This window comes from Okibacterium endophyticum, assembly GCF_054780075.1.
Genome location: NZ_BAAGXA010000012.1, coordinates 1 through 22,822, shown reverse-complemented (window position 1 = coordinate 22,822; position 22,822 = coordinate 1). Strand labels below are relative to the sequence as shown.

Here is a 22,822-nt window from a genome sequence, read left to right as displayed (position 1 = left end):
TCGTCACCCTCCCAGGTAGGCGCGACGGATCTCGTCGCGCCCTTTGAGCTCGGCAGATGTGCCCGAGAATATGCTGCGTCCGGTCTCGAGCACGGTGGCGGTGTCGACCAGCGAGAAGGCCAGGTTCGCGTTCTGCTCGACGATGAGCATCGCCATACCCGATTCCAGGCGCAGCCGGCGGATCGCCTCGTAGACGTCTTTGGCGGTGCCGGGCGCGAGCCCCAGGGAGGCCTCGTCGAGCATCAGCAGTCGCGGCTTCGCCATAAAGGCCCGCCCGACCGCGAGCATCTGCTGCTCGCCGCCCGAGAGCGCCGACGCGTTCGAGCCGATGCGCTCCTTCAGGTTCGGGAACAGGTCGAGGCAGTAGTCGATGTCGTCTGCGATCTCTTTGCGGTCCTTGCGCAGGTACGCTCCGACGCGCAGGTTCTCGAGCACCGTGAGGTCGCCGAGGGTGCCGCGACCTTCGGGAGCGTGGGCGATGCCGAGGGCCGCGACCTGATCTGGGCGCATTCCGCGGATGTCGCGTCCGTCGAAGACGATGCGACCACCGGTGCGCACGGTGCCGCTGATCGCCCGCAACGTCGTCGTCTTGCCGGCGCCGTTCGCCCCGAGGATCCCGACCGCACCGCCGTCTGGGACGCTCAGAGAGACGCCCTCGATGACCTGGACCGGGCCGTACGAGGCTGTGACGTCCTCCAGCTCAAGCAGCGTCATCGGCGTCCTTTCCGATGTAGGCCTCGATCACGCGTGCGTCGGACTGCGCCTCGGCGGCCGTGCCCTCCATCAGTTTGCGGCCGTGGTCGAGCACAACGACGCGGTCGCTCAGAGCCGAGATGAGGCCCATGTGGTGCTCCACAACGACTATCGTGATGTCCTCTTCGTCTCGCACCCGTTTGATCGTCTCGATGAAGCCCTCCACCTCACCGTGCGACAAGCCTGCGGCCGGCTCGTCGAGCAGCAGCAGCCTGGGCTTCATCAGCAGCGCGCGGCACAGCTCGATGCCCTTGTGCAGGCCGTGCGAGAGCTCGTCGGCCGGCAGGTGCGCCGCCCAGCCCAGTCCGTTGCGCTCGAGCATCTCGAGCGCCTCCGCCCGCATCGCCTTCTCGCTGCGGCCGGTGGGCGGAAGGCGCAACGCCCACTCGACAGGACCTGCGGGCAGGCGGCTGTGCCCGCCGAGCACAACGTTCTCGAGCACTGTCGCCTGCAGCTGCAGCGCCGGGTGCTGGAAGGTGCGGGCCAGACCCTGGCGGGCCAGGCGCGACGGATGCCATCCTCGCACCTCGGTTCCGTCGATGGTGATGGAGCCGGCGCTTGGGCGGTAATGGCCGCTGATGCAGTTGAACAAGGAGGTCTTGCCCGCGCCATTGGGGCCGATCAAACCGAGAACGGCACCGGGCTCCGCCGTCAGGCTGACCCTGTCGAGCACGGTGATGCCCCCGAAGCGCAGCTCGACCGCGTCGAGCGTGAGGCGTATGGCCATGTCTGCCTCCGTTCGCGTCGTTGCAGGGGGTAGGAACGGGGCGGGTGAGGACCCCGTGAAAGCACCGTACGGATCCTGGCCCAGATTGTCAACGATTTTGAGATAACGATTGTTATCACTAGCGGGGTGGCTCCCGAGCGACCCATCCGCACCGATTTCGCCCGGGATCACGTCTCGGCGCGGGGCGGGCGCGGAGCTATCGTGGGGTGGGTGAAGGCGTACACCGCACGGCAGATGCGCGAGGCAGAAGAACCGTACCTCGACGCCGGCATCCCCCTCATGGAACGGGCGGCGCACGGTCTCGCCGAAGCGGTCGGGAAGCTGCTCGGCGACAGCGACCATGCGGGGGCACGCATCCTCGCGCTCGCCGGCGGCGGCAACAACGGCGCCGACACCCTCTTCGCCTGCGCGGAGCTGGCCGCAGACGGATGCGACGTGCAGATCGCGCGGACCGCCTCGCGCATCCACGCGGCCGGTCTCGCTGCCGCCCTCGACGCCGGCGCCCGTCTTCTCGACAGAGACGCAGACGAGCCGGATCGGTTCATCGAGAGCGTCTCCGACGCAGCCGGCGAGGCCGACGTGGTGCTCGACGGCATCCTCGGCACCGGGACGAGCGCAGACCCTGCGCTCAGAGGCCTGTCACGAGACGTCGTCCGCTGCATCCTGCCCGTTCTGCGAGGCGACGGTCGCCCCGCCGTCGTCGCCGTCGACATCCCGAGCGGCATCGATCCGACGACCGGTGCTGCGCCGGACGACACGGTTCTGCCCGCCGATCTGACCGTCACCTTCGCCGCGTGCAAAACCGGCCTGCTGCGCGAACCGGGCCGCGGTTACGCGGGCGAGATCGTTGTCGTCGACATCGGCATCGGCGAGGAGCTCGAGCGGGTGGCGCGGAGCGGGCGCTACCCCGCGGAGGAGTCGGTGAGCTGAGGCGGGCACTCTCCGCCCGGCTCTGTCGCCAGCTCGAAGTGCCACATCTCGTTGGCATAGATCTGGCACAGGCCGTACTCGGCTCCGTGCTGACTGAGCCAGCTGTCGGCGTCTGCGTATCCCACGTCGACGGCGTCACCCGTGACATGGGCGGATTCGAGGGGTGTGCTCACCCACTTGCGCGCTTCGTCGAGACTCCCGTACCGCTGCACCGCGTCGTCGAGCAGGGCCTGCTGATAGCGAGCGCTCCTCCAGCCGCTGTTGATGACGAAGGTCACCCCCTGCGCCTCTGCCGCCGCAGCGGCGCGCTGGACGGCCAGGCGCAGCTCTTCGGTGAGTTTCGCGATCGCCGGATGGGCATCGTCGAACGGCGACACGGAGTCGCCGACCGCGATGTACCCGTCGTCGACGGTCACCTGCTCGATGCTGACGGGGGCGCTGTCAGCGGGAGCGGAACCGGGCGACACCCCCGTGGCATCCTGGTCCGCGATCTGCGCCGGCCCGTTGAGCGCGCCCGTGATCGCCTGGGCGGCTGCGACGGACGCTCCGAATGCGACGGCACCGACCCCGACGAGGATGAGACCGGTCACGAGGGCCCGGCGACGCCGTGTTCCTCTTTCTGCTTGCATCATGGTGTGCTCCTTCTGGCCGCCGTGTTCGCTCGGGATGCGGCCTGAACCAGGTCACCAGATGGGCTGTTGCGCTGACGTAAGCTGCTCACCATACATTTCCGCAACATCGCCGCACCTAAGCTGGCCTCACCCGAGCGAGAAGGAACAGAATGCGTGTGCTGGTCGTCGAAGACGAGGTCTTTCTCGCCGAAGCGATTCAGGCGGGCCTGAAGCAGAACACGATCGCGGCGGATGTCGTCTTCGACGGTGACGAGGGGCTCGAACGGATCGCGGTCAACGACTACGACGCACTGGTTCTCGACCGCGACATCCCGGGCACACACGGCGACGAGGTGTGCGCGATCGTCGCGCGGGAGCATCCGGCCGTCCGGATCCTGATGCTCACGGCCGCGACACGGCTGACAGACAAGGTGGGCGGTTTCGGGCTCGGTGCCGACGACTACCTCACCAAGCCGTTCGCACTCGAGGAGCTTGTGGTGAGGCTGCGGGCGCTCGCCCGGCGGCCGGTCGCGACGGCTCAGCCCGTGCTGGAGTTCGCCGATCTGCGGCTGGACCCGTTCCGCCATGAGGTCTACCGGTCGGGGCGCTATCTTCAGCTCGCGCGCAAGCAGTTCGCCGTGCTCGAGCTGTTGATGCGGGCGGACGGCGGTGTGGTGAGCGCAGAGACACTTCTCGAGAAGGCCTGGGACGAGAACGCCGACCCCTTCACCAGCGCACCGCGTGTGACGATGTCGGCCCTGCGAAAGGCCCTCGGGGAACCGAACCTGATCGTGACCGTTCCCGGCGCCGGGTACCGCCTTTCTCAGCCAGGGGCATCCGGTGCGCGATGAGCCCCACTCGTCACCGCCGGGGCATGTTCTGTACCGCCGGAGGGGCCTGCGCCTCAGCGCACGCTTGCGCCTGGCGCTGAGCTACGTCGTTTTTCTCGTCGTCGCCGGCGCGGCCACGCTCTTCGGCGTCTACCTGGTTCTCCGCTACGTGCCCGATTACCCGCTCACCGCATCGAACCCCCGAGATTCCCAGACCCCCGTCCCGTCGCGGCAGGAGATCCTCGAGGCGCTCGTCAGCAGCAGCGGATACCTGCTGCTCACACTCGGCGCCGTCGGCGGCATCGGCGGCTGGTTCCTGGCCGGCTGGATTCTGAAGCCCCTGCACCTGATCAACGACGCCGCGCGCGTCGCGGCATCGGGCGACCTCACCCATCCGATTCACCTGACCGGGCGAAACGACGAGTTCCGGGAGCTCGCCGACAGTTTCGACCACATGCTCGACCGCCTCCGCGAAGCGTTCGAGCACCGGGAACGATTCGCCGCGAACGCGTCGCACGAACTGCGCACCCCGCTCTCGGTGACCTCGATGCTGTTGGATGTCGCCGCGTCCGACCCCGGCAGCCGACGCGACGACGAGCTGCTCACTCGGCTGAAGATCACCAACGACAGGGCGATCGGCCTGACCGAGGCGCTTCTGAAGCTCGCCGACGTGAACGCCGCCCCCGTGGCATCCGACCCGCTCGACCTCGCCGAGATCGCCGGTCGTGTGCTCGACGAACAGCGCGGCGAGGCCGAGCGTCACGGGGTCGTTCTTCTGCCGGAGCTGCGGGCGGCACCGACGCGGGGAGACGCGACCCTGCTCGCGCAGCTGACCGCGAACCTCGTGCAGAACGCGATCAGGCACAACGAGCACCAGGGCACCGTCTGGATCACAACGGATCATGACCACACCGGTGCGGTGCTTCGCGTCGAGAACGGCGGCGCCGTGTACACCCCTCAGTCCGCCGAGCGGCTGACAGAGCCGTTTCTGCGCGGAGACGGGCGGGTCACCGTACGGGGGCGAGAACGGGGTTACGGCCTCGGCCTTGCGCTGGTGTCGCGGATCGCCGAGGTGCATCGCGGAACGCTGCGCATCGCTCCGAGAGCAGGCGGCGGGCTCATCGTCGAGGTCGACCTGCCGCCCGAGATTCACCCGTGACCCGCGCATCCCCACCAACATCCTGAGCACCGGGCCCAACGAGCACCGGGCCCAACGAGCGGGTGTTGTGCGCCGGGGCGCATGGAACGGGTGACGCGGCGCCTCCGTTCAGCCACCCGGAACCTCAGACACCGAACATCCAGGTCCCGTCGACACCCCGCACCGAGTTGCTGCTGCAGCAGGCGATGTCCACCCTGAGGCAGGATCGCACGAGTTTCGTCATCGCGCACAGGCTGTCGACGATCCGCGACGCCGACCTCATTCTCGTGATGGGCAACGGATCCATCGTCGAGCAGGGCACCCATGCCGAGCTGCTCGCCGCACGCGGGGCGTACTATGCGCTGTACAACGCCCAGTTCACCGAACCTGCGGACGTCGCTGAGGCCGAGGCCGAACCCGCCGGCGAGGTGTGACGGCGTTCAGGCGATGAACGTCGTTCCCCTCTGTGCACAACTGCGGAGATGCGCGGCCTCCTGCCAGGATTCGCCCGGAATCGCACACGTGTCGTCAGCGGGCCTCCGCGGTTGTGCACGAGATCTCAGCCCGACGAACGCCGCAGCATCCCGAAGATCGCCTCGAGAATGTTGTCCATCTCGGCATCGGTCACCCGAGGCACCCCCTCGAAGACCGATCCGTAATAGAGTCCGTCGCCGAGCACCTGCACGATCCTGGCGACGGTCGGGTCGCCGATGTCTTCGTGGATCACGTTGTACCATCCGCTGATCGTCGCCTCGAGAGCCACACGCGTGTCCGGGTATCTGCCGGACTGCGACAGCGCCATCACGGCGAAGAACGTGCGATCGAACCTCTCGTCGATCGTCAGAGAGAGCCGAAGAAACGTCTCCACAACACCGCGTGGATCGGTGCGGTACTTCTCGAGCTCACCCTCTGACAGCGCATCGAATCGCTCGAGCAGGCCGCCGACGAGGGCGCGCTTCGACCTGAAGTGGTAGAGCAGTCCCCCCTTCGAGACTCCGGCGGCCGCGGCGACGGCGTCGAGGGTGGCCGCGCGCTCCCCGCGGTCTCGCAGAAGTGCCTCGAACGCGTCGAGGACGCGCTCGCGCGACGAGTTGGAACGGCGGGCCATCACACAAGTGTAGCGAAGAAAACCGTCCAGACGGTACAGTTAAGCCATGCCCTCGGAACACACCCCACTCGCGCGTGGTCGAGCACGCCAGCGCCGAACCTCACCGCCGTCACAGCGCACAGCGACCGCCGGCAACTGGGCTGCACTCGGTGTGCTCACGCTGCCGACACTGCTCGTCGCCATCGACAACACCGTGCTGAGCTTCGCCATCCCCTCAATCGCACGCGACCTGCAGCCGAGCGGCCCGATGCAGCTCTGGATCATCGACGTCTATTCGCTAGTGCTCGCCGGCCTGCTCGTGGCCATGGGCAACCTCGGCGACCGCTTCGGCAGGCGGCGGATGCTGCTCATCGGCTGCTCGGGATTCGCCATCGTGAGCGCGCTCGCTGCTTTCGCGCACACCGCAGAGCTGCTGCTGGTCGCCAGAATCCTGCTCGGCATCTTCGGCGCGAGCATCATGCCGGCCACGCTGTCGCTGCTGCGCAGCACCTTCACCGACCGCAATGAACGCCGCCTCGCCATTGCGGTCTGGGCGACCGGGTTCTCGGCTGGCTCGGCCATCGGCCCGATCCTCGGAGGTGTGCTGCTCGAGCACTTCTGGTGGGGTTCCGTGTTCCTCGTGGCGGTGCCGATCCTTATCCCGCTGCTTGTGCTCGCCCCGATCCTCATCACAGAGTCTCGCGACCCAGACCCGGGACCCGTCGACATCCCGAGCATCCTGCTCTCGATGGGCGCACTTGCGCCAGGGGTCTTCGCGATCAAGCACATCGCCGTCGAGGGCATCGACCCTCTTGCCGTCGGACTCGTCCTGGCCGCCGTCGCCTGCGGCATCCTCTTCGTGAGGCGCCTGCTGCGGCGACCGAATCCGATGCTCGATATGCGCCTGTTCCGGCTTCCCGCCTTCGCGGGCGGGGTGATGGTCAACCTCGTGAGCGTGATCGCCCTCGTCGGCTTCATCTTCTTCGCCGCACAGCACCTGCAACTCGTCGCCGGGCTCACGGCGCTGGATGCCGCTCTCGCCATGGTGCCCGGAACCCTTGTGATCATCGGCGCAGGACTTCTCGTCGTTCGCGTGGTGCGCCGGGTGCGGGCCGAGCTCGTGATGGCGATCGGCGTCTCTCTCAGCGCCGTCTCCTATACCTTCACCGCGATCGTCGGCGAGAACGTGTCTGTGTTCAGCCTGATCCTGGGGTTCTGCATTCTCGGAGCCGGCGTCGGCGCTGCCGAGACGCTGTCGAACGACATGATCGTCTCGAGCGTGCCCGAGGCGAAGGCCGGGGCCGCCTCTGCGGTGTCAGAGACCGCATACGAGCTCGGCGCCGTTCTCGGCACGGCCGTGCTCGGCAGTGCACTGACCGCCGCCTACCAGTCCCACCTCCGGCTGCCTGACGGCCTGACCCCGGAACAACAGGACGCCGCCCACAACACGCTCGGCGGAGCTGTATCGGTCGCGGAAGACCTGCCGGGCGACATCGGCGAGAGCCTGCTGCAGACGGCTCGGGCCGCGTTCGACTCGGGCATCACCCTCACCTCGGCGATCGGCGCCGGCCTGATGGTGATCGCGGTGGTGGTGTGCGTGCTGATGATGCGGCGCCGGACGGCCTGATCCGCCCCCCTATGTGACCTTTCCGGACGCATGTGGCCGTTCTGGTGGCCACATGCGTCCGGAAAGGTCACATGGAGGAGCAGTGTGGACCGGTTCAGCCGAGCGTCGTCACCGGCCTTCCCATTCAAGCCCGCTATCATAAACGCAGTCGTCGAGTGATCAGGAGGTGTCGGTGACGTCCTCGACCTCGCACATCGACGAAAGCCCCGTCCCAGACGCCTCAGACACCCTCGACGCGCGATCCCTCACGAGGGTTCGCTCGCGGCGTCCGGGACGACGCTGGCTCGTTCTGGCCGCGATGACAATCGCGCTCTTCGTGACGATTCGGATCGTCGCGTCGTCGTTCGAGTGGGACATCGCGCCGGCTGTGCAGGACTTCTTCACCCTCTCGATCAGCGTCGTCATCGAGTCCCTCCCGTTCGTCTTCCTGGGGATCGTGCTCTCGACGGTCGTCCAGGTCTGGCTGCCAGAGAACTTTCTCCTGAGACGTCTTCCGCGATCGCCGCTCCTCCGTCGGTTCGTGCTCTCACTCCTCGGTGTGCTGTTCCCGGTCTGCGAATGCGGCAACATGCCGCTCGCGCGCGGCCTGATGCTCCGCGGGCTGAGCGTGTCCGACTCGATCACGTTCCTTCTCGCCGCCCCCATCCTCAACCCCGTGACGATCATCACGACCTATCAGGCGTTCGGCTGGGAAGACGGCATCCTGGTCTCACGGATCCTCGGCGGACTGGTGATCGCCAACCTCGTCGGGGCGATCATCAGCGTGCATCCGACCCCCCAGAAGCTGATCACGCCCTCCTTCCAGGCGGCCTGCGACGCGCAGGGTCACGGGCACGGCGCCGATTCGAAGATGCAGAGAAGCGCCCGTTCCTTCGCCGAAGAGACCTCGGCGATGCTGCCGGCCCTCTTCATCGGCTCCGGGATCGCCGGAGCGATCCAGGTGGGAATCCACCGGGACGTGCTCTCGGCGCTCGGCAGCAACCCGCTCTGGTCGGTTGTGGCCTTGCTGCTGCTGGCCTTCATCGTCTCGATCTGCTCGAGTGTCGACGCGTTCTTCATCCTCTCGCTCGGATCCACGTTTATGCCCGGGGGCATCGTCGCGTTCCTGGTGTTCGGACCGATGATCGACATCAAGATGCTGAGCCTGATGCGCACGACCTACACCACACGCACCCTGGCCGTGGTGACCGCGATCGTCGCCCTCTGCGCGCTCGTGCTCGGACTGGTGGTGAACCTGAGTGCGTAATCGGTTTATGCGTCGCTGGCAGGGTCTCCTCCTGAGCCTGGTCGGCATCGTGGCGACGATGTGGCTCGCGTTCAGTGGTCAGCTGGGCCTCTACATCCACCCGCGGTACACCGTGTTCACCACGGTGATGGCTCTCATCGGCGGTGTTCTCGCGATAGCCGCCTTCGCGGTGGTCCCCACCGCAGACGACCATAACCATCACGAACACGGGCCGACGGCCGGGCGCGCCCCACGGCGGTTCCGACCCGTGCGCTCACTGGGCGCGATCGCGATCATCGTGGTCGCGGCCTTCGCGCTCCTCGTTCTGCCTCCGACGACCCTCACCGTCGCCACGGCGCAGCAGCGCACGGTCAACGGCTCCTCTTCGTCGGGTTCGGCACCGCAGATCGACACCGCGCTCACGGGAGCAGACACCTCGACCTTCACCGTCAAGGATTGGTCGCTGTATCTGCAGATGGGCGTGAGCGAGGATTTCCTCGCCTCGAACCCGGTGGACGTGGACGGATTCGTGTCGCCAGACCCTGCGGACCCGGAGAACGTGTTCTACGTGGCGCGGTTCTCGATCACGTGCTGCGCCGTCGACGCGACGCCGATGGGGCTGGCCGTGTATCAGCCGGGGTGGGCCGAACGCCTCGACGAGGGCGAGTGGGTGAACGTCACGGGCACCCTTGGCTCGAGTTCGAGCGGCACGGAGAGATACGCGATAGTTCCACACGAGGTCACACCCATCGACGAACCCGCTGAACCCTATGTCTATTGATCTGCCGCCTCTCGACCCGCCCCGTTCCGTGGTGCGAGGGGCACGGCGATATCGACGAGTCCTGATCATCGTCTTCGTCGCGCTCGCCGCCGCGACCGTCGGGCTCACCATCGCCAATGCCGAACGCGGTCCCCGGCTCGAAACGGTGCAGTTCGACCCTCAGAGCCTCGTCAGCTCAAACGAGCAGACGGTGGTCTTCGTCGCCAACCAGCCGCTGGACGACATCGACGCCTCTCAGGTGAGCGTGGAACCGCCGAGCACCTTCGATGTCACGGTGACAGACAACACCCTGGTGCTGCAGTTCGACACCGCGCTCCGCAACAACGACGAGTACAGCATCGCGGTCGAGGGTGTCACCGGGATGCAGACGAGGGGCTCGTCGACGTTCGAGGCCGAGATCGCCACCCCCGATCTCGACGTGCTGACTCTGGTCAAGGATCCGGAGGGCGACGACACGATCACACGATCCTCCCTCGGCTCGGGCGAGAGCTCGGTCGTCTTCTCCGCACCGCGAATCCTGGAGTACGTCGAGATCGGCACCGTGCTCGCTGTGCTCACAGAGGATGCCGACGGAGCGTCGTCGATCGTCGTGCACAAGCCGAACGGCGACGACATCACGATTCCCATCCCGTCGAATGCCACAGCCCTCGAACTGCACTCCTCCACAACCGCGAACATGTTCGGTTACCTGCTGCGCAAGAGCGACGGCACAGCGGACTCCATTGCGCTCTATGATCTCGCCGGCACCTCGGGAGAGGCGTTCGAACTCGTCGGCGCCGACGGACTGCCCCTGTCCGCGCTCGATTGGACCTTTGTGCCCGGCTCGTCTTCTCTGGTCTATCAGGCACTCGACCAGGCGCTCGTCCTCGTCGACCCGCTCGGCTCCCACCCCGCCATTCCCCTCGGTCAGCACGCCGAGCTGCGGCGGTTCATTCCCGGAACCCAGACGCTGATCGTGGCTGATCCGACTCACGGCTCGACGATCGACCTGCTCACCGGTGAGACGGCGACGATCGAGGCGCCTCAGCCCCAGGACGATCCCCGGTTGTACTCCGACGACCTTCTCGTGCTTGCGAGCGACACCGATGCGCCATCGTTCGTCGAGACCTTTGTGCGGCGCGACGACGTCACATACGATCAGATCGGCTCGTTGGTGGTGTACTCAGACGCGACGACGACGCGGACGCTTTACGAAAGCGACGACGACGCGCTCTCTGTCGAGAGGATCTGCGCGTCGCCGAACGGTCAGTACATCGCCATCGCGCTGAGCGACAGCCCTGCCGATGGCGAGCAGGGCGCCGCGCCGTTCTCCGCCCGTGGAGAGGTGCTCGTCACCGATACCACTGATGACACGGTCGACATCACGATCGACGGTCTTCTGCCGAGCTGGTGCAACTGAGGATGCGACGGGTCACCTCCGCCCGCGGCGGGGGGATGCCGGCCTCGAGAGAAACGCGTAAACTCGTCGTCGTGCAACAGTTCATCTCGTCTTCTCCGCCCGCGCGGCGTCTGGAGGTTGCCGGCGTCTCTTTCGCCGGCACGAGATAACGCTGTCTTCTCTCAGTGATGGTCACCCGGCACCGTCGCGCCCATCGTGGCGCGCCGTGCTTCTCCACCGGCAACCGCCGACGCGGAACGCCGTATCCGGATCACTCCTCGTCTCCAGTGGGAGGTGGGCGAGACAAGACAGTCAGGAATATTCATGCTTCCCCTCACAGAAGAACGCATTCAGGCATCATTCGTCAACGCGTCGCTCCGAGAGCGTCGCAGCATCGTTCCGCCGAACCTCACCGAGGTGGAGTGGGACAAACTCAGCTACCTCGGCTGGCGCGACCGCAGAACGCCGAGCATCGGTTACGTCGTGGTCAACCTCGACGACGCACCCGTCGGCATCCTTCTTCGCCGAGCAGACGGCATTCCGCGCACACGCCCCCAGTGTTCGTGGTGCGAAGACGTTTTTCTTCCCAACGACGTGGTGTTCTTCAGCGTGAAGCGCGCCGGGGGCGCCGGGCGGAACGGAGACACCGTGGGCACGCTCGTCTGTTCCGAGTTCGAGTGCTCGGCGAACGTGCGAAAACGACCGGCAACGGCATACGTGGGCTTCGATGTCGAGGCGGCGCGTCAGCAGCGGATCGCGTCGCTGGAGGCGCACGTCCAGAACTTCGTGCGGAAGGTGCGCGACGGCGAGTAGGGCGCGGCACGCCGGCGGGCCGTCACCCGGTCACCCCGTCACCCGGTGCCACCTGCGCCGGACGCACTGCGCTCCTGCGGGCGGATGCCTACCGCCTCGAGAACCGTCATCAGAGTGTTCTGCCCGCCGACGTTTCCCGGCACAACAACGTAGAGGATCTCGCGCGAATCGTAGGCGGTCATCCGCCAGACGGAGACACCGGGCAGAACCTGACCGAGCACCGTGGCGGAGGTCGCACCGATGCCCACGCGTGCTACCTCGGCCGAGGTGATCCCGCCCTTCGAGACCACAACCGAGACGTTCGGCATCAGCGCGCGCACCGCCGTGGTCAACGCTGCCATCACCTTTTCGCCGTGGTCGAGGGTGTTGTGCTCTGCCGATCGGCGGCGTTCGGTCGACACGACCACAACGGGCCAACGGTGAAAGGATGCCGCGGCTGTTTCGGCGGCCGCCGTGCCCGCGGCAACGGGATCCTCCAGCGCGGCGTCTGTCTCGATGACCGCCTGCGAATCCCAGTGTTCGAGAACCGGCCGCAGCTGCGCGGTCGCACCGAGTGTGTGCGAGCCGCACACCAGCAGCACAGCCTGCTCGCCGTCGACGAGGGGCATGGGCAGGAGCCCTCTGCTCGTCACACCGGCGATCTCTGCAGCCAGCGGTGAGGCCGAACGGACCACGATGCGCCGCCCGCCAGCTGCCGCCGCCTCGGTGGCCGTGGCGATGTCGGTGATGTCCTGTGCCGTGACCGCGTCGGGGACGACAACGGATCCGCGTGGCGCGTCCACAAGGATCCGGGCGAGGCCGCCGGCCCTGACCTCGGAAAGGGGAACAGTGACCGTCGCTCTGCCCGACTTCTCGGAGACGAACTCGGCGAGGTGGCCGGATGAGAATCCGAACACCGGATCGCTGGCGTACTCGCTCTCGTGCGCCGGCACGTCTGCCCCGTCGACCTTCACGTAGTGCACACCGCCGCGCGTGGTGCGTCCGCCCTCGGGAAAAGCTGGCGCGAAGAGCATAACGGCGTCGTCGTCGAGGAACACCTCGGTCTCGGCGAACACGTGCCCGCGCAGAGTCGAGTCGCCGCGCAGAACGAATCGGACCCGATCGCCGAGGCGTCGCGACGCCTCTTCGCCGTCGGCTTTGATGCGCGTGACGAGGGCGACGGCCTCGGCCTCTGGCAACGCTCTGCTGTTGGTCTGCACGTACACGCTATCGGCCTCGCGGAGCGCGTCGGTGATGCGGTCCGCGTCGGAGGACAGCAGCACCGTCACACCGCTGGCGGACTGGGTGCCGGTGGGGTCGTCATCGAGGACGATGGTTTTCATCTGGTTCCTTTGTCGGAGGGTCGGCAGGGTGGGCCAGTGCGTCAGCTGACCCACCCATCGATTGAACGGGCGGACTACGCGCTCGCGATGAGCTTGTCGACCTCGGCCCTCCGCTCCCTGCCCCACGTCTCGCGGGTCAGCATGGCGCCGATGAAGCCGATCAATCCACAGCCCAGGTACACCCAGGCGACACCGCCCCAGCCCAGGGGGACGGCGACCGCTGTGGCGATCAGCGGAATGAACCCCGAGATCGCGGCCGAGAACTGGTAGCCGATCGAGGCGCCAGAGGAGCGTGTATTGGTGTTGAAGAGCTCCGAGAACCAAGCGCCCTGCGTGCCGGCCAGAGCATCGTGGATGATCGACATCGCAACGATGTAGACGAACACGATGATGTAGGGGACACCGGTGTTGACCAGCAGGAACATCGGGAAGGCGAAGGCCATGAGCGCCAGCGTGCCCCCCACATAAACGGGTTTCCTGCCGATCCTGTCGGTGAGCGCACCGAAGAGGATCGTTGTGAGAAGTCCCAGCGCTGCGGCCGTGACCAGACCCGTGAGCGCGGTGGCCCTGTCTGTGATGGGTTCGTCGCCGCTGGTGAGGTAGGAGAGCATATATGTGACGATGACGTAGAAGCCGCCGGACTCGGCGAGGCGAAGCGAGATGACGCGGAGGATGGTCCTCCAGTCTTTCTTGAACACTTCTGTGAGCGGATTCTTGACCACCAGGCCGGCGGTCTTGGTGTCGACGAACTCGGGCGACTCCGACACTTTGGCCCTGATGATCAAACCGGCGATGATCAGCACCGACGAGAGCAGAAACGGCAGGCGCCAGGCCAGCTCACTCTCAAGGGTTGTCGACCAGAGGAACACTAGGTTGGCCAGAAGCAGCCCGAGAGGGACGCCTGCCTGAGGGATGGCTGTGTACTTTCCGCGCTTCTTCCACGGTGCGTGCTCGAATGTCATCAGGATCGCACCACCCCATTCGGCACCGAACGCGATGCCCTGGATGATGCGAATGAGGGTGAGCAAGATCGGGGCGAGCAGGCCGACCTGCTCGTACGTGGGCAGCAGGCCGATGAGGACCGTGGAGATGCCCATCAGCAGGAGCGCACCGACCAGCACCGGCTTGCGGCCGATCTTGTCGCCGAGGTAGCCGCCGATGACACCGCCGAGCGGGCGCATGGCGAAGCCGATGCCGAAGGTCGCGAAACCGAGCAGGACCCCGACCACGGGGTCGTCGGCGTGGAAGAAGACGGTATTGAAGTAGAGCGCGGCGGCCGTGCCGTATGCGAGGAAGTCGTAGTTCTCGATCGTCGTGCCGACGGCGCTGCCGATAGCGGTGCGGAGCTTGTCGGGCGAGCCGTTCTGTGCGCGGTCTGTTTGCGGGGTGGTCACTGTGGTCATTGTCGGTTCGTATCTCCCTTGATATCGCTGCCGGCGCCCGTGAGGCGCGCCGGCCGGGGAGCAGAACCTGTCTGGCTAGGTCGCGGCGCTGCTCCCGCTGTGAACATCGATCTTGTAGAAGTCGGTGATGTGCTTCTTCACCAGTTCCGCCGCTGACTTCCCCTCACCGTCGACGACGGCGTTGAGGATGCTGCGGTGCTCGGCGCGAACCGTCTCTGCGGTCTTTCGCCAGTCCTCGAGCTCGGCGTACATCTGAACCATCTGGCGATGGATCGCCGTGCGGAGCGAGCCCATGAAGTGGGACGTGAGCGCATTCCCGGTGGATTCGGCGATCCTCATGTGGAAGGCGGCATCCAGCCGGTTGAACTCCGCGGAGTCGATCGCCGGGTCGTCCATTCTGTCAAGGATCGCGCTGAGCTCCTGGTGATCGTTCGGATCAGCTCGGTAGGCGGCCTCCTCTACGCTCCAGGCCTCCAGGGAGAGCCGCGTTTCGAGGACGTCCTGCCAGCTGAAATGCGCCAGGGCGATCTGCAGCTTGAGCAGGTTCACCATGCCGTCGCCCGGAGTGGAGAGAAGCACAGCTCCGCCGTCGGAGCCCCCGCCTCTCTTGATCTCGACGACGCCGAGTGCTTCGAGCACCCGGAGCGATTCGCGAAGAGAGGGCCGTGAGACGCCGAGCGAGACGGCGAGTTCGCGCTCGCTGGGCAGATGGTCGCCCGCTTTGAGTCTGCCGTCGAGGATCCGCTCCTCGATCTGCGCCATCACCTGCTCGTAGGTCCTGATGCGTTGTACCGGCTCCCACGCTCCGCCGCTCGCCACCATTCTCGAGTCCTTCCGGTCGCACGGCCCCGCCTGTGACGGGGCACAATGCATCCATCGTAGTTCTCATGGTTAGGAGGTCAGACCGGCTGCTGGACGGAGCACCGCGTGTTCGGCGCGGAACTCCGACTCGAGTTCGCGGCGGATCCGCACGGCGAACTGCGTCTCGTCGAGTTCCACGTCGTTCCACGAGACCATCTGGTCCTTGGGCACGTCACGGATCAGCTTGGCACCGTGGGCCAGGCCGAGCGGCAGAGCGTTTCTCTCGAGCGAGAGCTCTGCGGGCGCCAGTCGGCCGAACACCGTGTAGCCGCCCTCACCGTCGAGCGTCTCGCCCGCGACCAGGTTCTTCTTGGCCGTGGTGACCACGTCGCCGCGGAACCCGGTCGGGGCTCCGGTCGCCTCGCCCCGCAGGACGGCGGCCGCGATCGAGACACTCAGTTCGAGCCCGATCATATGATAGGGGCGGTACAACGACCCGTAGCGCCCGGTCTCGTCGGTGTGCACCCCGTACTCCTTGAAGCACTGCACCGCGTAGTCCGTGGTGGCCTCGAACGTGACGTACACACCCCAGCGGAGGTTGTCTGGCACCTCGCGCCCGTCACGATACATGCTCGAGGCGATCTCGACGGTGCCGCGTCGCGTCAGGCTGCCGCCGTTGAACCGGTCCTCGCGGAAGACCGTGGGGATGTCGTCCTTGCTGGCGGCGGGGAAGAGAAGGCCCTCGTCCTGCGGAATGAGACCGGTGCCGTTCGCGACAGCCGCCATCTCGATCGCCGACTTGGTGCCGTCGAGGAACGAGTTGAACATCTTGGGGTTGTAGTCCCCGCTGTCGAGTTGCTCCTGTGTGAAGCCGTAGTAGTCCCACACGGTGTCGGGTGTTGAGTAGTTGTACTCCGGCAGATACTTGGTGCCCTTGCCCGCTGCGACAACATCGAAGCCGACCGTGCGGCACCAGTCGACGAGCTCGCAGATCAGGGCGGGCTGGTCGCCGTACGCCATCGCATAGATGACGCCGGCGGCTTCGGCGCGACGCCGGAGGATCGGGCCCACCATGCAGTCCGCCTCGACGTTGACCATGATGACGTGCTTGCCGTGGTCGATCGCGGTGACGGCGTGAAAGGTTCCCACGAGCGGGTTCCCGGTGATCTCGAGGATCACCTCGACGCCGTGGTGTGTGATGAGGGCTGTGGAGTCGTTGATGACCGCCGTTCCACCGGTTCGCAGGGCCTCGTCGAGCGAGGCGGCCGCATAACGCTCGGACGGCCAGCCGGTGCGCTCGAGCGCGGCCTTCGCTTTGGGGACGTCGATGTCGGCGACGCCGACCACATGGATGTTCGGACTGCCGACAGCCTGCGTGAGGAACATCGACGCGAACTTGCCTGCGCCGATGACGCCCACCCTGATGGGCCCCGCCGCCGCTGTGCGCTTCTGCATGAGCGTGAAGAGATTCACGAACCACTCCTTCGTAGTGCCGCCGACCGTGTCGGAAACCGATGAACGATGGGCTGATGGTCAGACCTTCTATACGGAGCGAGCATATGGAAGGTCTGACCATCATGTCAAGTGGGATCGCGTTTTGCTCGGCTGCACGGCGCACGCGGGCGACGACGACGAGGATCGGGCATCCAAACGGTCGGTCGCGATGCGCTGTCGGCGTCATCCCCCGGGTCGACGCCGGAGGACATGTGGAACGTCAGGCGTCGAACGCCGCCCGGTTGGCCTCGACCTCGTGACGATTCCGATCCACCCACCTCACAAATCCGAGAACCGGTTCTGTGAGCGTGTCCCCCAGAGGGGTGAGCGCGTACTCCACTCTCGGCGGGACCTCGGCGAAGGCCGTGCGGCTCACTATGCCGTCACGTTCGAGCGCTCTCAACGTGCGCGTCAGCATACGATGCGAGATGCCCGGCACCTCGTCCATCAGCCGGGTGAACCGCATCGGTTCTCGCGAGAGCGCATCGACGACCATCAGCGTCCACTTGTCGCCGACACGCGCGAGGATGTCTCGCACAAGCGCCACGGCATCCGGCTCGTCACACGACGGGCCTTGAAGGAATCCGGTCTTCGTTGTCATTGCGGTTTACGTCTCTCTGTGTTCGTGAAGCACGTCAAAGTGCGTATGCCAACGAGGGACTTTTCGCAGAGATCCTCCGTTACGCACTAGTGGTAACCGGCTGCGGGAACGAATCGTTCCCGCAGTCATCCATTGACCATAAGGAGGACCATGACCACCATCGGCATCATCGTCGGCAGCACACGACCCGGGCGCAACGGCGAGGCGGTCGCCCGCTGGGTCCACGACATCGCATCACAGCGTTCAGACGCTCGATTCGAGCTCGTCGACCTGGCCGACTACCCCCTGCCACACCTCGACGAGGCGGTTCCTCCGTCGCTGGGGCAGTACGCGAACGAACACACCAAACGGTGGGCGGCTAAGATCGCCGAGTTCGACGGCTATGTCTTCGTCACCCCCGAGTACAACCACTCGACCTCTGGAGTGCTGAAGAACGCCATCGACTACCTCTATGCCGAGTGGAACAACAAGGCCGCAGGATTCGTGAGCTACGGCAGCGTCGGCGGTGCTCGCGCCGTCGAGCAGCTACGGCTGATCGCGGCAGAGCTGCAGCTCGCAACCGTGCGCAGCCAGGTGGCGCTCTCGCTCGCCACCGAATTCGAGAACTACAGCACGTTTATGCCGACCGACTCGCAACTTCCCGCACTGAACACGATGCTCGACCAGCTCGTGGCGTGGACGAGGGCGCTCGAGCCGCTGCACGCCCGGACGGTCCCGGTGGGCTGAGGCCCCGGCTCAGACACGACCGGTCGGGGCTCGGGCTCCGGTCCAAGCCCCGACCTCGACCAGCGGCAGCACGCCGCGACGGGGCGATGGGCGGGACGAGCGCCCGGGTCACCGGCAGCGGCAGCAGCGGACCGCCGGAGCTCACGCCGACTCGCTGAACGCCCCCAGCGGAGTCTCGCCCGTCGCGTCGCGCAACTCGGCCACGAGCGAGGCGACAACCGACTTCAGGCTGCCGTCGTTCTCGTCTGCGACCCGCAACTGGCGCTGATAGCTGGCGCCGTTCCGCACGATGCCGCGCACCCCGTCGAGCTCGTCGAGGCATCCGAGCCGTTCGGCCGCCGGCGTGAGCGTCTCGACCAGGGTGAGCAGGTCCTCTGACACGACGACCTGCTCGCCCGCCGGGTTCCTGATGACCCTGGCGTCCATTCCGTAGCGCGCGGCTCGCCATTTGTTCTCGCGCACGAACCACGGCTGCAGTCGTTCGATCTCGCGCCCCGCGTCGAGCTCAGACGAGAGGTGTTCGACCAGGCACTGGGTGAGCGCGCCGATCGCACCGATCTCGCGCGCCGTCGAGATGCTGTCGAACCCGCGCACTTCGATGGTGCCCCACTTCGGTGACGGGCGGATGTCCCAGTGCAGCTGCGTGGACTCCTCGATGACACCGGCTCCGATCAGGTCGTCGATGATGTGTTCGTAGTCCGACCACTCGTCCATCTGCGGTGGGAGCCCCGCCGTCGGCAGCTGCTGGAACAGCATCGGGCGATTCGAGGCGTATCCGGTCTTCTCCCCCGCCCAGAACGGGCTCGATGCGCTCAAAGCCTGAAAATGCGGCAGATAGGTCAGCAGCCCCGCGATGATCGGAAGCACCTTCCGCCGGTCCTCGATGCCCACGTGCACGTGCACACCCCAGATCATCATCTGGCGGCCCCACCACTGGGTCCGCTCGATGATCCGGTTGTACCGGGGGCTGCCCGGTGTCACCTCCTGGCGGAACCACTGGCTCGACGGATGTGTTCCCGCCGCCATGAGTGCGACGCCCAGCGGCTCGGAGATGTCGGCAATGCGCCTGACCATGGTGGTCAGTTCGGCCACGGCGTCTTTCGCCCGTCGATGGGGAGCGCTCACGAGCTCCACCGTGTTCGTGAGCAGCTCTTCTGTCACGTGCGGAAACCCGGATGCTCTGCCCAGCTTCGCCAGGATCTCTGGGGCGGCTGGCGCCAGCTCGCCGCTGGTGCGATCGACGCAGGCGATCTCCCATTCGATGCCGAGAAGTGAGCGCTCAGACGGCGCGAAGTCGATGGACATGGTTTGATTCTGGCCGACCCGTCACGGGAAAACGCCCCCTTGACCCGGGCGTCCCCTGTGCATATGCGCCTGTGGGCATCCGACAGCACCTTGTCTTCGCACCCGTTTCGGGCCATGGTGGGGCAGTGACGGACTCCTCCTCTTCTGAACGTTTCGCCGCTGTGGTGTACAACCCGGTGAAACTCGATGTCGACGCCGTCAGAGACGTTGTGACCGCTGAGGCGGATGCCGCGGGGTGGGGCCAGACGCACTGGTACGAGACGTCTGTCGACGACCCCGGTCACGGCGCAGCGGCCCGGGCCCTGAAAGAGGGCGCGGCGATGGTGATCGCCGCGGGCGGCGACGGGACCGTTCGCGCGGTCGCCGAGGCGATGGCCCGCACAGACGTGCCGATCGCACTGCTTCCGTCTGGCACCGGCAACCTGCTCGCCCGCAATCTCGACCTCACTCTCGACGACGTCGAGCATTCGGTGCATTCGGCCTTCACCGGAGAGAACCGGCCGATCGACATCGCCCGGATCGCCATCGAGCGGGCAGACGGATCCACCGACCGCTACGCCTTTCTCGTGATGGCAGGCCTCGGTCTCGATGCCAAGATGCTGGCCAACACCGACGAGAAGCTCAAGAAGAAGGTGGGCTGGCTCGCCTATGTGGGGGCGATCGCCAAGGCCCTCACAGACAAGAACCGGCTGCGGATGCGCTACAAGCTCGGCGAGGAGCGCACGCGGTCGGTGCGTGCCCACACCATCATCATGGGCAATTGCGGTTCGCTGCGTGCCAACGTCATCCTGCTGCCGGATGCCGCCGTCGACGACGGGCTGCTCGACATCATCGTGCTGCGCCCGGAGGGGTTCATCGGGTGGGTGCAGATCACCGTGAAGATCGTGTGGGAGAACGGGGTGTTGCGCCGCTCACGGCTCGGCCGCAAACTGATGACGAACGACGTGAAGGCGCTCAACTACATTCGAGGGTCGAAGCTCACCGTGCGGTTGAGCCGCCCAGAACCCATCGAGCTCGACGGCGATGAGTTCGGCGAGGCCACGGCGTTGCGCACCTGGATCGATCCCGGCGGACTGCTCGTGCGGGTACCGCAGGACGACTGAGCGCACGCCCGGGAGCGGCGCCCGGAGGGGGAGGACAGACATGACTGTCATCATCGCGTTCGTGGCGAACATCCTCATCGCCGCGGCGAAAACGGTGGTCGCGGTGATCACCGGCTCTGCATCGATGGTGGCCGAGGCCGCGCACTCCTGGGCGGATGCCGGCAACGAGGTGTTCCTCATCGTCGCCGACAGGCGTTCGGCCAAGCCGCGGGACGACAGGCATCCTTTCGGATACGGGCGAGAGGCATACGTCTGGTCTCTGTTCGCCGCCCTGGGTATTTTCATCGCCGGCGCCGTCGTCTCGGTGATGCACGGCATCCAGGAGCTCAGCAACCCGGCACCGGTCGAATCGCCTCTCGCCGCCTACATCGTGCTCGCTGTCGCGTTTGTCTTGGAGGGGGTCTCGTTCACACAAGCGATCGTGCAGGCGAGACGGCGCGCACACGAACGCGGCCAGTCGACCTTCGGGCACGTGTTCAGCACCTCGGATGCGACCCTTCGAGCTGTCGTCGCCGAGGACTCGGCGGCGCTGATCGGCCTCGTGATCGCGGCGGGGAGCATCGCCGTGCACCAGCTGACGGGCGACGCGGTGTACGACGCGATCGGGTCGATCCTCATCGGGGTGCTCCTCGGCATCGTGGCGATTGTGCTGATCGATCGCAACAGGCATTTTCTCGTCGGAGCGAACATCTCATCCGACCTGCGTTCACGCATCGGGCGTCTGCTGCTCGATCTTCCCGACATCGACAGGGTCACCTACCTGCATGTCGAATACGTCGGGCCCGATCGCCTCTATCTCGTGGCGGCTGTCGACCTGGCCGGTGATGAGGCAGAGAACGACGTCGCGCGCGAACTCCGGCGCATCGAAAAGTCGATCGAAGAGCATCCGGTCGTCGAGACCGCTGTGCTCTCGCTCTCGGTCAACGACGAGGCATCCCTCAGTTTCTGAGTCCGCCGGTGGTCGTTCACATCCATCGTCATATGCTCGAACCATGGCAGAGACACCCCAGGGACGCTATGTCGAACCGGGCAGAGAGTTCAACCGCGACACGAACTACATCGAAGACCGCATCACCCGCGACGGCCGTGACGGGTGGCCCGTCGAACCCGGTCGCTACCGGCTGATCGCGGCTCGAGCGTGCCCGTGGGCGAACCGCTCGATCATCGTTCGGCGACTGCTCGGTCTCGAGGATGCCATTTCGCTCGGCCTTCCCGGTCCGACCCACGATGAGCGCAGTTGGACGTTTGACCTCGATCCGGGCGGGGCGGACCCGGTGCTCGGCATCGAGCGCCTGCAGCAGGCATACCTGGCCCGTTTTCCGGGCTATCCGCGCGGAATCACGGTGCCGGCGATCGTGGATGTTCCGAGCGGAAAAGTGGTCACGAACAACTATCCGCAGATCACCATCGACTTCTCGACAGAGTGGGCCGACCACCACCGCCCCGGGGCGCCGGACCTGTATCCCGAACAGCTGCGGGAAGAGATCGACGAGGTCAACTCGCACGTCTTCCGCGACGTCAACAACGGGGTGTACAAGGCGGGTTTCGCGGGATCGCAGAAGGCATACGAGCGCGCCTATAGTGCGCTCTTCTCCCGGCTGGACTGGCTGGAGGACAGGCTCGCGACACGCCGCTACCTGGTCGGCGACACGATCACAGAGGCCGACGTCCGGCTCTTCACCACACTGGCTCGCTTCGACGCCGTCTATCACGGCCACTTCAAGTGCAACCGCTCGAAGCTGAGCGAGATGCGGGTGCTGTGGGCGTATGCCAGGGACCTCTTCCAGACCCCGGGATTCGGCGACACCATCGACTTCGCTCAGATCAAGGAGCACTACTACGTGGTGCATCGCGACATCAACCCGACCGGGATCGTTCCGGTGGGTCCCGACCTCCGCGGTTGGCTCAGCCCTCACCACCGGGAAGAGCTCGGAGGGCGCCCGTTCGGCGACGGCACGCCACCGGGCCCGCCGCCGCCCGGCGAGCGAGTGCCAGAGATCTAACGGTCCGAACCGCCGGTGGCCCAGCCTGTCGAAACCCCACGCCGGTGGTCGAGCCTGTCGAGACCTCCCGGTGGTCGAGCCTGTCGAGACCTCCCGGTGGATAGTCCTATAGAAGTCAAGTGATGAGTAGGTCGGTTTTGAGGGCGTTGAAGACTTCTCGGGCG

22 protein-coding genes and 1 pseudogene are annotated in these 22,822 nt (G+C 66.2%); 13 read left to right on the top strand and 10 right to left on the bottom strand.

Annotated elements, in window-relative coordinates:
* Window positions 1-3 precede the first annotated feature (3 nt).
* Together ACYVF5_RS14195 and ACYVF5_RS14190 are read right to left on the bottom strand one after the other, a co-directional pair.
* Window positions 4-714 (bottom strand): ABC transporter ATP-binding protein, encoded by a 711-nt coding sequence (locus tag ACYVF5_RS14195; protein ID WP_460947534.1) that lies wholly within the window; start codon window positions 712-714, stop codon window positions 4-6.
* Window positions 701-1,480 carry an ABC transporter ATP-binding protein gene (locus tag ACYVF5_RS14190; RefSeq protein WP_460947532.1) on the bottom strand — a complete coding sequence of 260 codons (780 nt, stop codon included), beginning with the start codon at window positions 1,478-1,480 and terminating at the stop codon, window positions 701-703. The genes ACYVF5_RS14195 and ACYVF5_RS14190 overlap by 14 nt, the downstream gene beginning before the upstream one ends.
* 210 nt (window positions 1,481-1,690) lie before the next feature.
* Here ACYVF5_RS14190 and ACYVF5_RS14185 point away from each other — a divergent pair, with 210 nt between their 5' ends.
* Window positions 1,691-2,410, top strand: a complete 720-nt coding sequence (locus tag ACYVF5_RS14185; RefSeq protein WP_460947530.1) for an NAD(P)H-hydrate epimerase — start codon at window positions 1,691-1,693, stop codon at window positions 2,408-2,410.
* Here ACYVF5_RS14185 and ACYVF5_RS14180 read toward each other — a convergent pair.
* Complete coding sequence (locus ACYVF5_RS14180; protein WP_460947528.1) at window positions 2,383-3,042, bottom strand: M15 family metallopeptidase; 660 nt, start codon at window positions 3,040-3,042, stop codon at window positions 2,383-2,385. The genes ACYVF5_RS14185 and ACYVF5_RS14180 overlap by 28 nt on opposite strands.
* Before the next feature lie 149 nt (window positions 3,043-3,191).
* On the opposite strand from ACYVF5_RS14180, the gene ACYVF5_RS14175 reads away from it, so the two are divergent.
* From ACYVF5_RS14175 to ACYVF5_RS14165, 3 genes and pseudogenes are all read left to right on the top strand, one after another.
* Window positions 3,192-3,872, top strand: coding sequence for a response regulator transcription factor (locus ACYVF5_RS14175; protein ID WP_460947526.1), 681 nt, complete (start codon window positions 3,192-3,194; stop codon window positions 3,870-3,872).
* The gene (locus tag ACYVF5_RS14170) at window positions 3,862-5,010 is read left to right on the top strand and encodes a sensor histidine kinase (protein WP_460947524.1); all 1,149 of its coding nucleotides are present in this window, start codon (window positions 3,862-3,864) and stop codon (window positions 5,008-5,010) included. Before ACYVF5_RS14175 ends, ACYVF5_RS14170 begins: the two co-directional genes overlap by 11 nt.
* A 158-nt stretch (window positions 5,011-5,168) precedes the next feature.
* A pseudogene (locus ACYVF5_RS14165) lies at window positions 5,169-5,423 on the top strand (ABC transporter ATP-binding protein); the annotation flags it as partial.
* Window positions 5,424-5,548: 125 nt separating this feature from the next.
* Here the strand turns inward: ACYVF5_RS14165 and ACYVF5_RS14160 are convergent.
* Window positions 5,549-6,097, bottom strand: coding sequence for a TetR/AcrR family transcriptional regulator (locus ACYVF5_RS14160; protein WP_460947522.1), 549 nt, complete (start codon window positions 6,095-6,097; stop codon window positions 5,549-5,551).
* 46 nt (window positions 6,098-6,143) lie between these two features.
* On the opposite strand from ACYVF5_RS14160, the gene ACYVF5_RS14155 reads away from it, so the two are divergent.
* The 5 genes from ACYVF5_RS14155 to ACYVF5_RS14135 all read left to right on the top strand — a co-directional run bounded on the left by ACYVF5_RS14155 (window position 6,144) and on the right by ACYVF5_RS14135 (window position 11,900).
* On the top strand, window positions 6,144-7,703 hold the full coding sequence (locus tag ACYVF5_RS14155) for an MFS transporter (RefSeq protein WP_460947520.1): 1,560 nt from the start codon (window positions 6,144-6,146) through the stop codon (window positions 7,701-7,703).
* Window positions 7,704-7,875: 172 nt separating this feature from the next.
* On the top strand, window positions 7,876-8,949 hold the full coding sequence (locus ACYVF5_RS14150) for a permease (RefSeq protein WP_460947518.1): 1,074 nt from the start codon (window positions 7,876-7,878) through the stop codon (window positions 8,947-8,949).
* Between the two features lie 7 nt (window positions 8,950-8,956).
* Entirely contained in the window at window positions 8,957-9,709 is a 753-nt protein-coding gene (locus ACYVF5_RS14145; protein ID WP_460947516.1) for a TIGR03943 family putative permease subunit, read from the top strand.
* Complete coding sequence (locus ACYVF5_RS14140) at window positions 9,699-11,108, top strand: hypothetical protein (protein WP_460947514.1); 1,410 nt, start codon at window positions 9,699-9,701, stop codon at window positions 11,106-11,108. The genes ACYVF5_RS14145 and ACYVF5_RS14140 overlap by 11 nt, the downstream gene beginning before the upstream one ends.
* 303 nt (window positions 11,109-11,411) lie before the next feature.
* Entirely contained in the window at window positions 11,412-11,900 is a 489-nt protein-coding gene (locus ACYVF5_RS14135) for an FBP domain-containing protein (RefSeq protein WP_460947512.1), read from the top strand.
* Between the two features lie 38 nt (window positions 11,901-11,938).
* Here the strand turns inward: ACYVF5_RS14135 and ACYVF5_RS14130 are convergent, their stop codons facing one another.
* The 5 genes from ACYVF5_RS14130 to ACYVF5_RS14110 form a co-directional block, all read right to left on the bottom strand.
* Complete coding sequence (locus ACYVF5_RS14130) at window positions 11,939-13,222, bottom strand: four-carbon acid sugar kinase family protein (protein WP_460947510.1); 1,284 nt, start codon at window positions 13,220-13,222, stop codon at window positions 11,939-11,941.
* Window positions 13,223-13,296: 74 nt separating this feature from the next.
* Window positions 13,297-14,625, bottom strand: a complete 1,329-nt coding sequence (locus ACYVF5_RS14125) for an MFS transporter (protein WP_460947508.1) — start codon at window positions 14,623-14,625, stop codon at window positions 13,297-13,299.
* A 75-nt stretch (window positions 14,626-14,700) separates the two neighbouring features.
* Window positions 14,701-15,447, bottom strand: a complete 747-nt coding sequence (locus ACYVF5_RS14120) for a FadR/GntR family transcriptional regulator (RefSeq protein WP_460947506.1) — start codon at window positions 15,445-15,447, stop codon at window positions 14,701-14,703.
* Between the two features lie 69 nt (window positions 15,448-15,516).
* Window positions 15,517-16,899, bottom strand: coding sequence for an NAD(P)H-dependent oxidoreductase (locus ACYVF5_RS14115; protein ID WP_460947504.1), 1,383 nt, complete (start codon window positions 16,897-16,899; stop codon window positions 15,517-15,519).
* Between the two features lie 241 nt (window positions 16,900-17,140).
* Window positions 17,141-17,521 carry a winged helix-turn-helix transcriptional regulator gene (locus tag ACYVF5_RS14110; RefSeq protein ID WP_460947502.1) on the bottom strand — a complete coding sequence of 127 codons (381 nt, stop codon included), beginning with the start codon at window positions 17,519-17,521 and terminating at the stop codon, window positions 17,141-17,143.
* A 150-nt stretch (window positions 17,522-17,671) separates the two neighbouring features.
* Here ACYVF5_RS14110 and ACYVF5_RS14105 point away from each other — a divergent pair, with 150 nt between their 5' ends.
* Entirely contained in the window at window positions 17,672-18,247 is a 576-nt protein-coding gene (locus ACYVF5_RS14105; protein WP_460947500.1) for an NADPH-dependent FMN reductase, read from the top strand.
* Between the two features lie 141 nt (window positions 18,248-18,388).
* Here the strand turns inward: ACYVF5_RS14105 and ACYVF5_RS14100 are convergent, their stop codons facing one another.
* Window positions 18,389-19,552, bottom strand: a complete 1,164-nt coding sequence (locus ACYVF5_RS14100) for a glutamate--cysteine ligase (RefSeq protein ID WP_460947498.1) — start codon at window positions 19,550-19,552, stop codon at window positions 18,389-18,391.
* A gap of 125 nt (window positions 19,553-19,677) precedes the next feature.
* On the opposite strand from ACYVF5_RS14100, the gene ACYVF5_RS14095 reads away from it, so the two are divergent.
* From ACYVF5_RS14095 to ACYVF5_RS14085, 3 genes are read left to right on the top strand one after another with little or no spacing between them, the layout of a single operon-like run.
* Entirely contained in the window at window positions 19,678-20,655 is a 978-nt protein-coding gene (locus ACYVF5_RS14095) for a diacylglycerol/lipid kinase family protein (RefSeq protein ID WP_460947496.1), read from the top strand.
* A 40-nt stretch (window positions 20,656-20,695) separates the two neighbouring features.
* Window positions 20,696-21,604: a cation diffusion facilitator family transporter gene (locus ACYVF5_RS14090; protein ID WP_460947494.1), complete on the top strand. Its 909-nt coding sequence runs from the start codon at window positions 20,696-20,698 to the stop codon at window positions 21,602-21,604.
* A 43-nt stretch (window positions 21,605-21,647) separates the two neighbouring features.
* The gene (locus ACYVF5_RS14085) at window positions 21,648-22,658 is read left to right on the top strand and encodes a glutathione S-transferase family protein (protein ID WP_460947492.1); all 1,011 of its coding nucleotides are present in this window, start codon (window positions 21,648-21,650) and stop codon (window positions 22,656-22,658) included.
* Window positions 22,659-22,822: the final 164 nt, after the last annotated feature.

What these genes read in the sequence shown, in the direction of transcription:
- ACYVF5_RS14145 (WP_460947516.1), top strand. Translation starts at nt 8,957, where the DNA reads ATGCGTCGCTGGCAGGGTCTCCTCCTGAGCCTGGTCGGCATCGTGGCG.
- ACYVF5_RS14190 (WP_460947532.1), bottom strand. Translation starts at nt 1,480, where the DNA reads ATGGCCATACGCCTCACGCTCGACGCGGTCGAGCTGCGCTTCGGGGGC.
- ACYVF5_RS14120 (WP_460947506.1), bottom strand. Translation starts at nt 15,447, where the DNA reads ATGGTGGCGAGCGGCGGAGCGTGGGAGCCGGTACAACGCATCAGGACC.
- ACYVF5_RS14155 (WP_460947520.1), top strand. Translation starts at nt 6,144, where the DNA reads ATGCCCTCGGAACACACCCCACTCGCGCGTGGTCGAGCACGCCAGCGC.
- ACYVF5_RS14130 (WP_460947510.1), bottom strand. Translation starts at nt 13,222, where the DNA reads ATGAAAACCATCGTCCTCGATGACGACCCCACCGGCACCCAGTCCGCC.
- ACYVF5_RS14140 (WP_460947514.1), top strand. Translation starts at nt 9,699, where the DNA reads ATGTCTATTGATCTGCCGCCTCTCGACCCGCCCCGTTCCGTGGTGCGA.
- ACYVF5_RS14135 (WP_460947512.1), top strand. Translation starts at nt 11,412, where the DNA reads ATGCTTCCCCTCACAGAAGAACGCATTCAGGCATCATTCGTCAACGCG.
- ACYVF5_RS14175 (WP_460947526.1), top strand. Translation starts at nt 3,192, where the DNA reads ATGCGTGTGCTGGTCGTCGAAGACGAGGTCTTTCTCGCCGAAGCGATT.
- ACYVF5_RS14110 (WP_460947502.1), bottom strand. Translation starts at nt 17,521, where the DNA reads ATGACAACGAAGACCGGATTCCTTCAAGGCCCGTCGTGTGACGAGCCG.
- ACYVF5_RS14125 (WP_460947508.1), bottom strand. Translation starts at nt 14,625, where the DNA reads ATGACCACAGTGACCACCCCGCAAACAGACCGCGCACAGAACGGCTCG.
- ACYVF5_RS14180 (WP_460947528.1), bottom strand. Translation starts at nt 3,042, where the DNA reads ATGATGCAAGCAGAAAGAGGAACACGGCGTCGCCGGGCCCTCGTGACC.
- ACYVF5_RS14085 (WP_460947492.1), top strand. Translation starts at nt 21,648, where the DNA reads ATGGCAGAGACACCCCAGGGACGCTATGTCGAACCGGGCAGAGAGTTC.
- ACYVF5_RS14090 (WP_460947494.1), top strand. Translation starts at nt 20,696, where the DNA reads ATGACTGTCATCATCGCGTTCGTGGCGAACATCCTCATCGCCGCGGCG.
- ACYVF5_RS14160 (WP_460947522.1), bottom strand. Translation starts at nt 6,097, where the DNA reads ATGGCCCGCCGTTCCAACTCGTCGCGCGAGCGCGTCCTCGACGCGTTC.
- ACYVF5_RS14105 (WP_460947500.1), top strand. Translation starts at nt 17,672, where the DNA reads ATGACCACCATCGGCATCATCGTCGGCAGCACACGACCCGGGCGCAAC.
- ACYVF5_RS14195 (WP_460947534.1), bottom strand. Translation starts at nt 714, where the DNA reads ATGACGCTGCTTGAGCTGGAGGACGTCACAGCCTCGTACGGCCCGGTC.
- ACYVF5_RS14100 (WP_460947498.1), bottom strand. Translation starts at nt 19,552, where the DNA reads ATGTCCATCGACTTCGCGCCGTCTGAGCGCTCACTTCTCGGCATCGAA.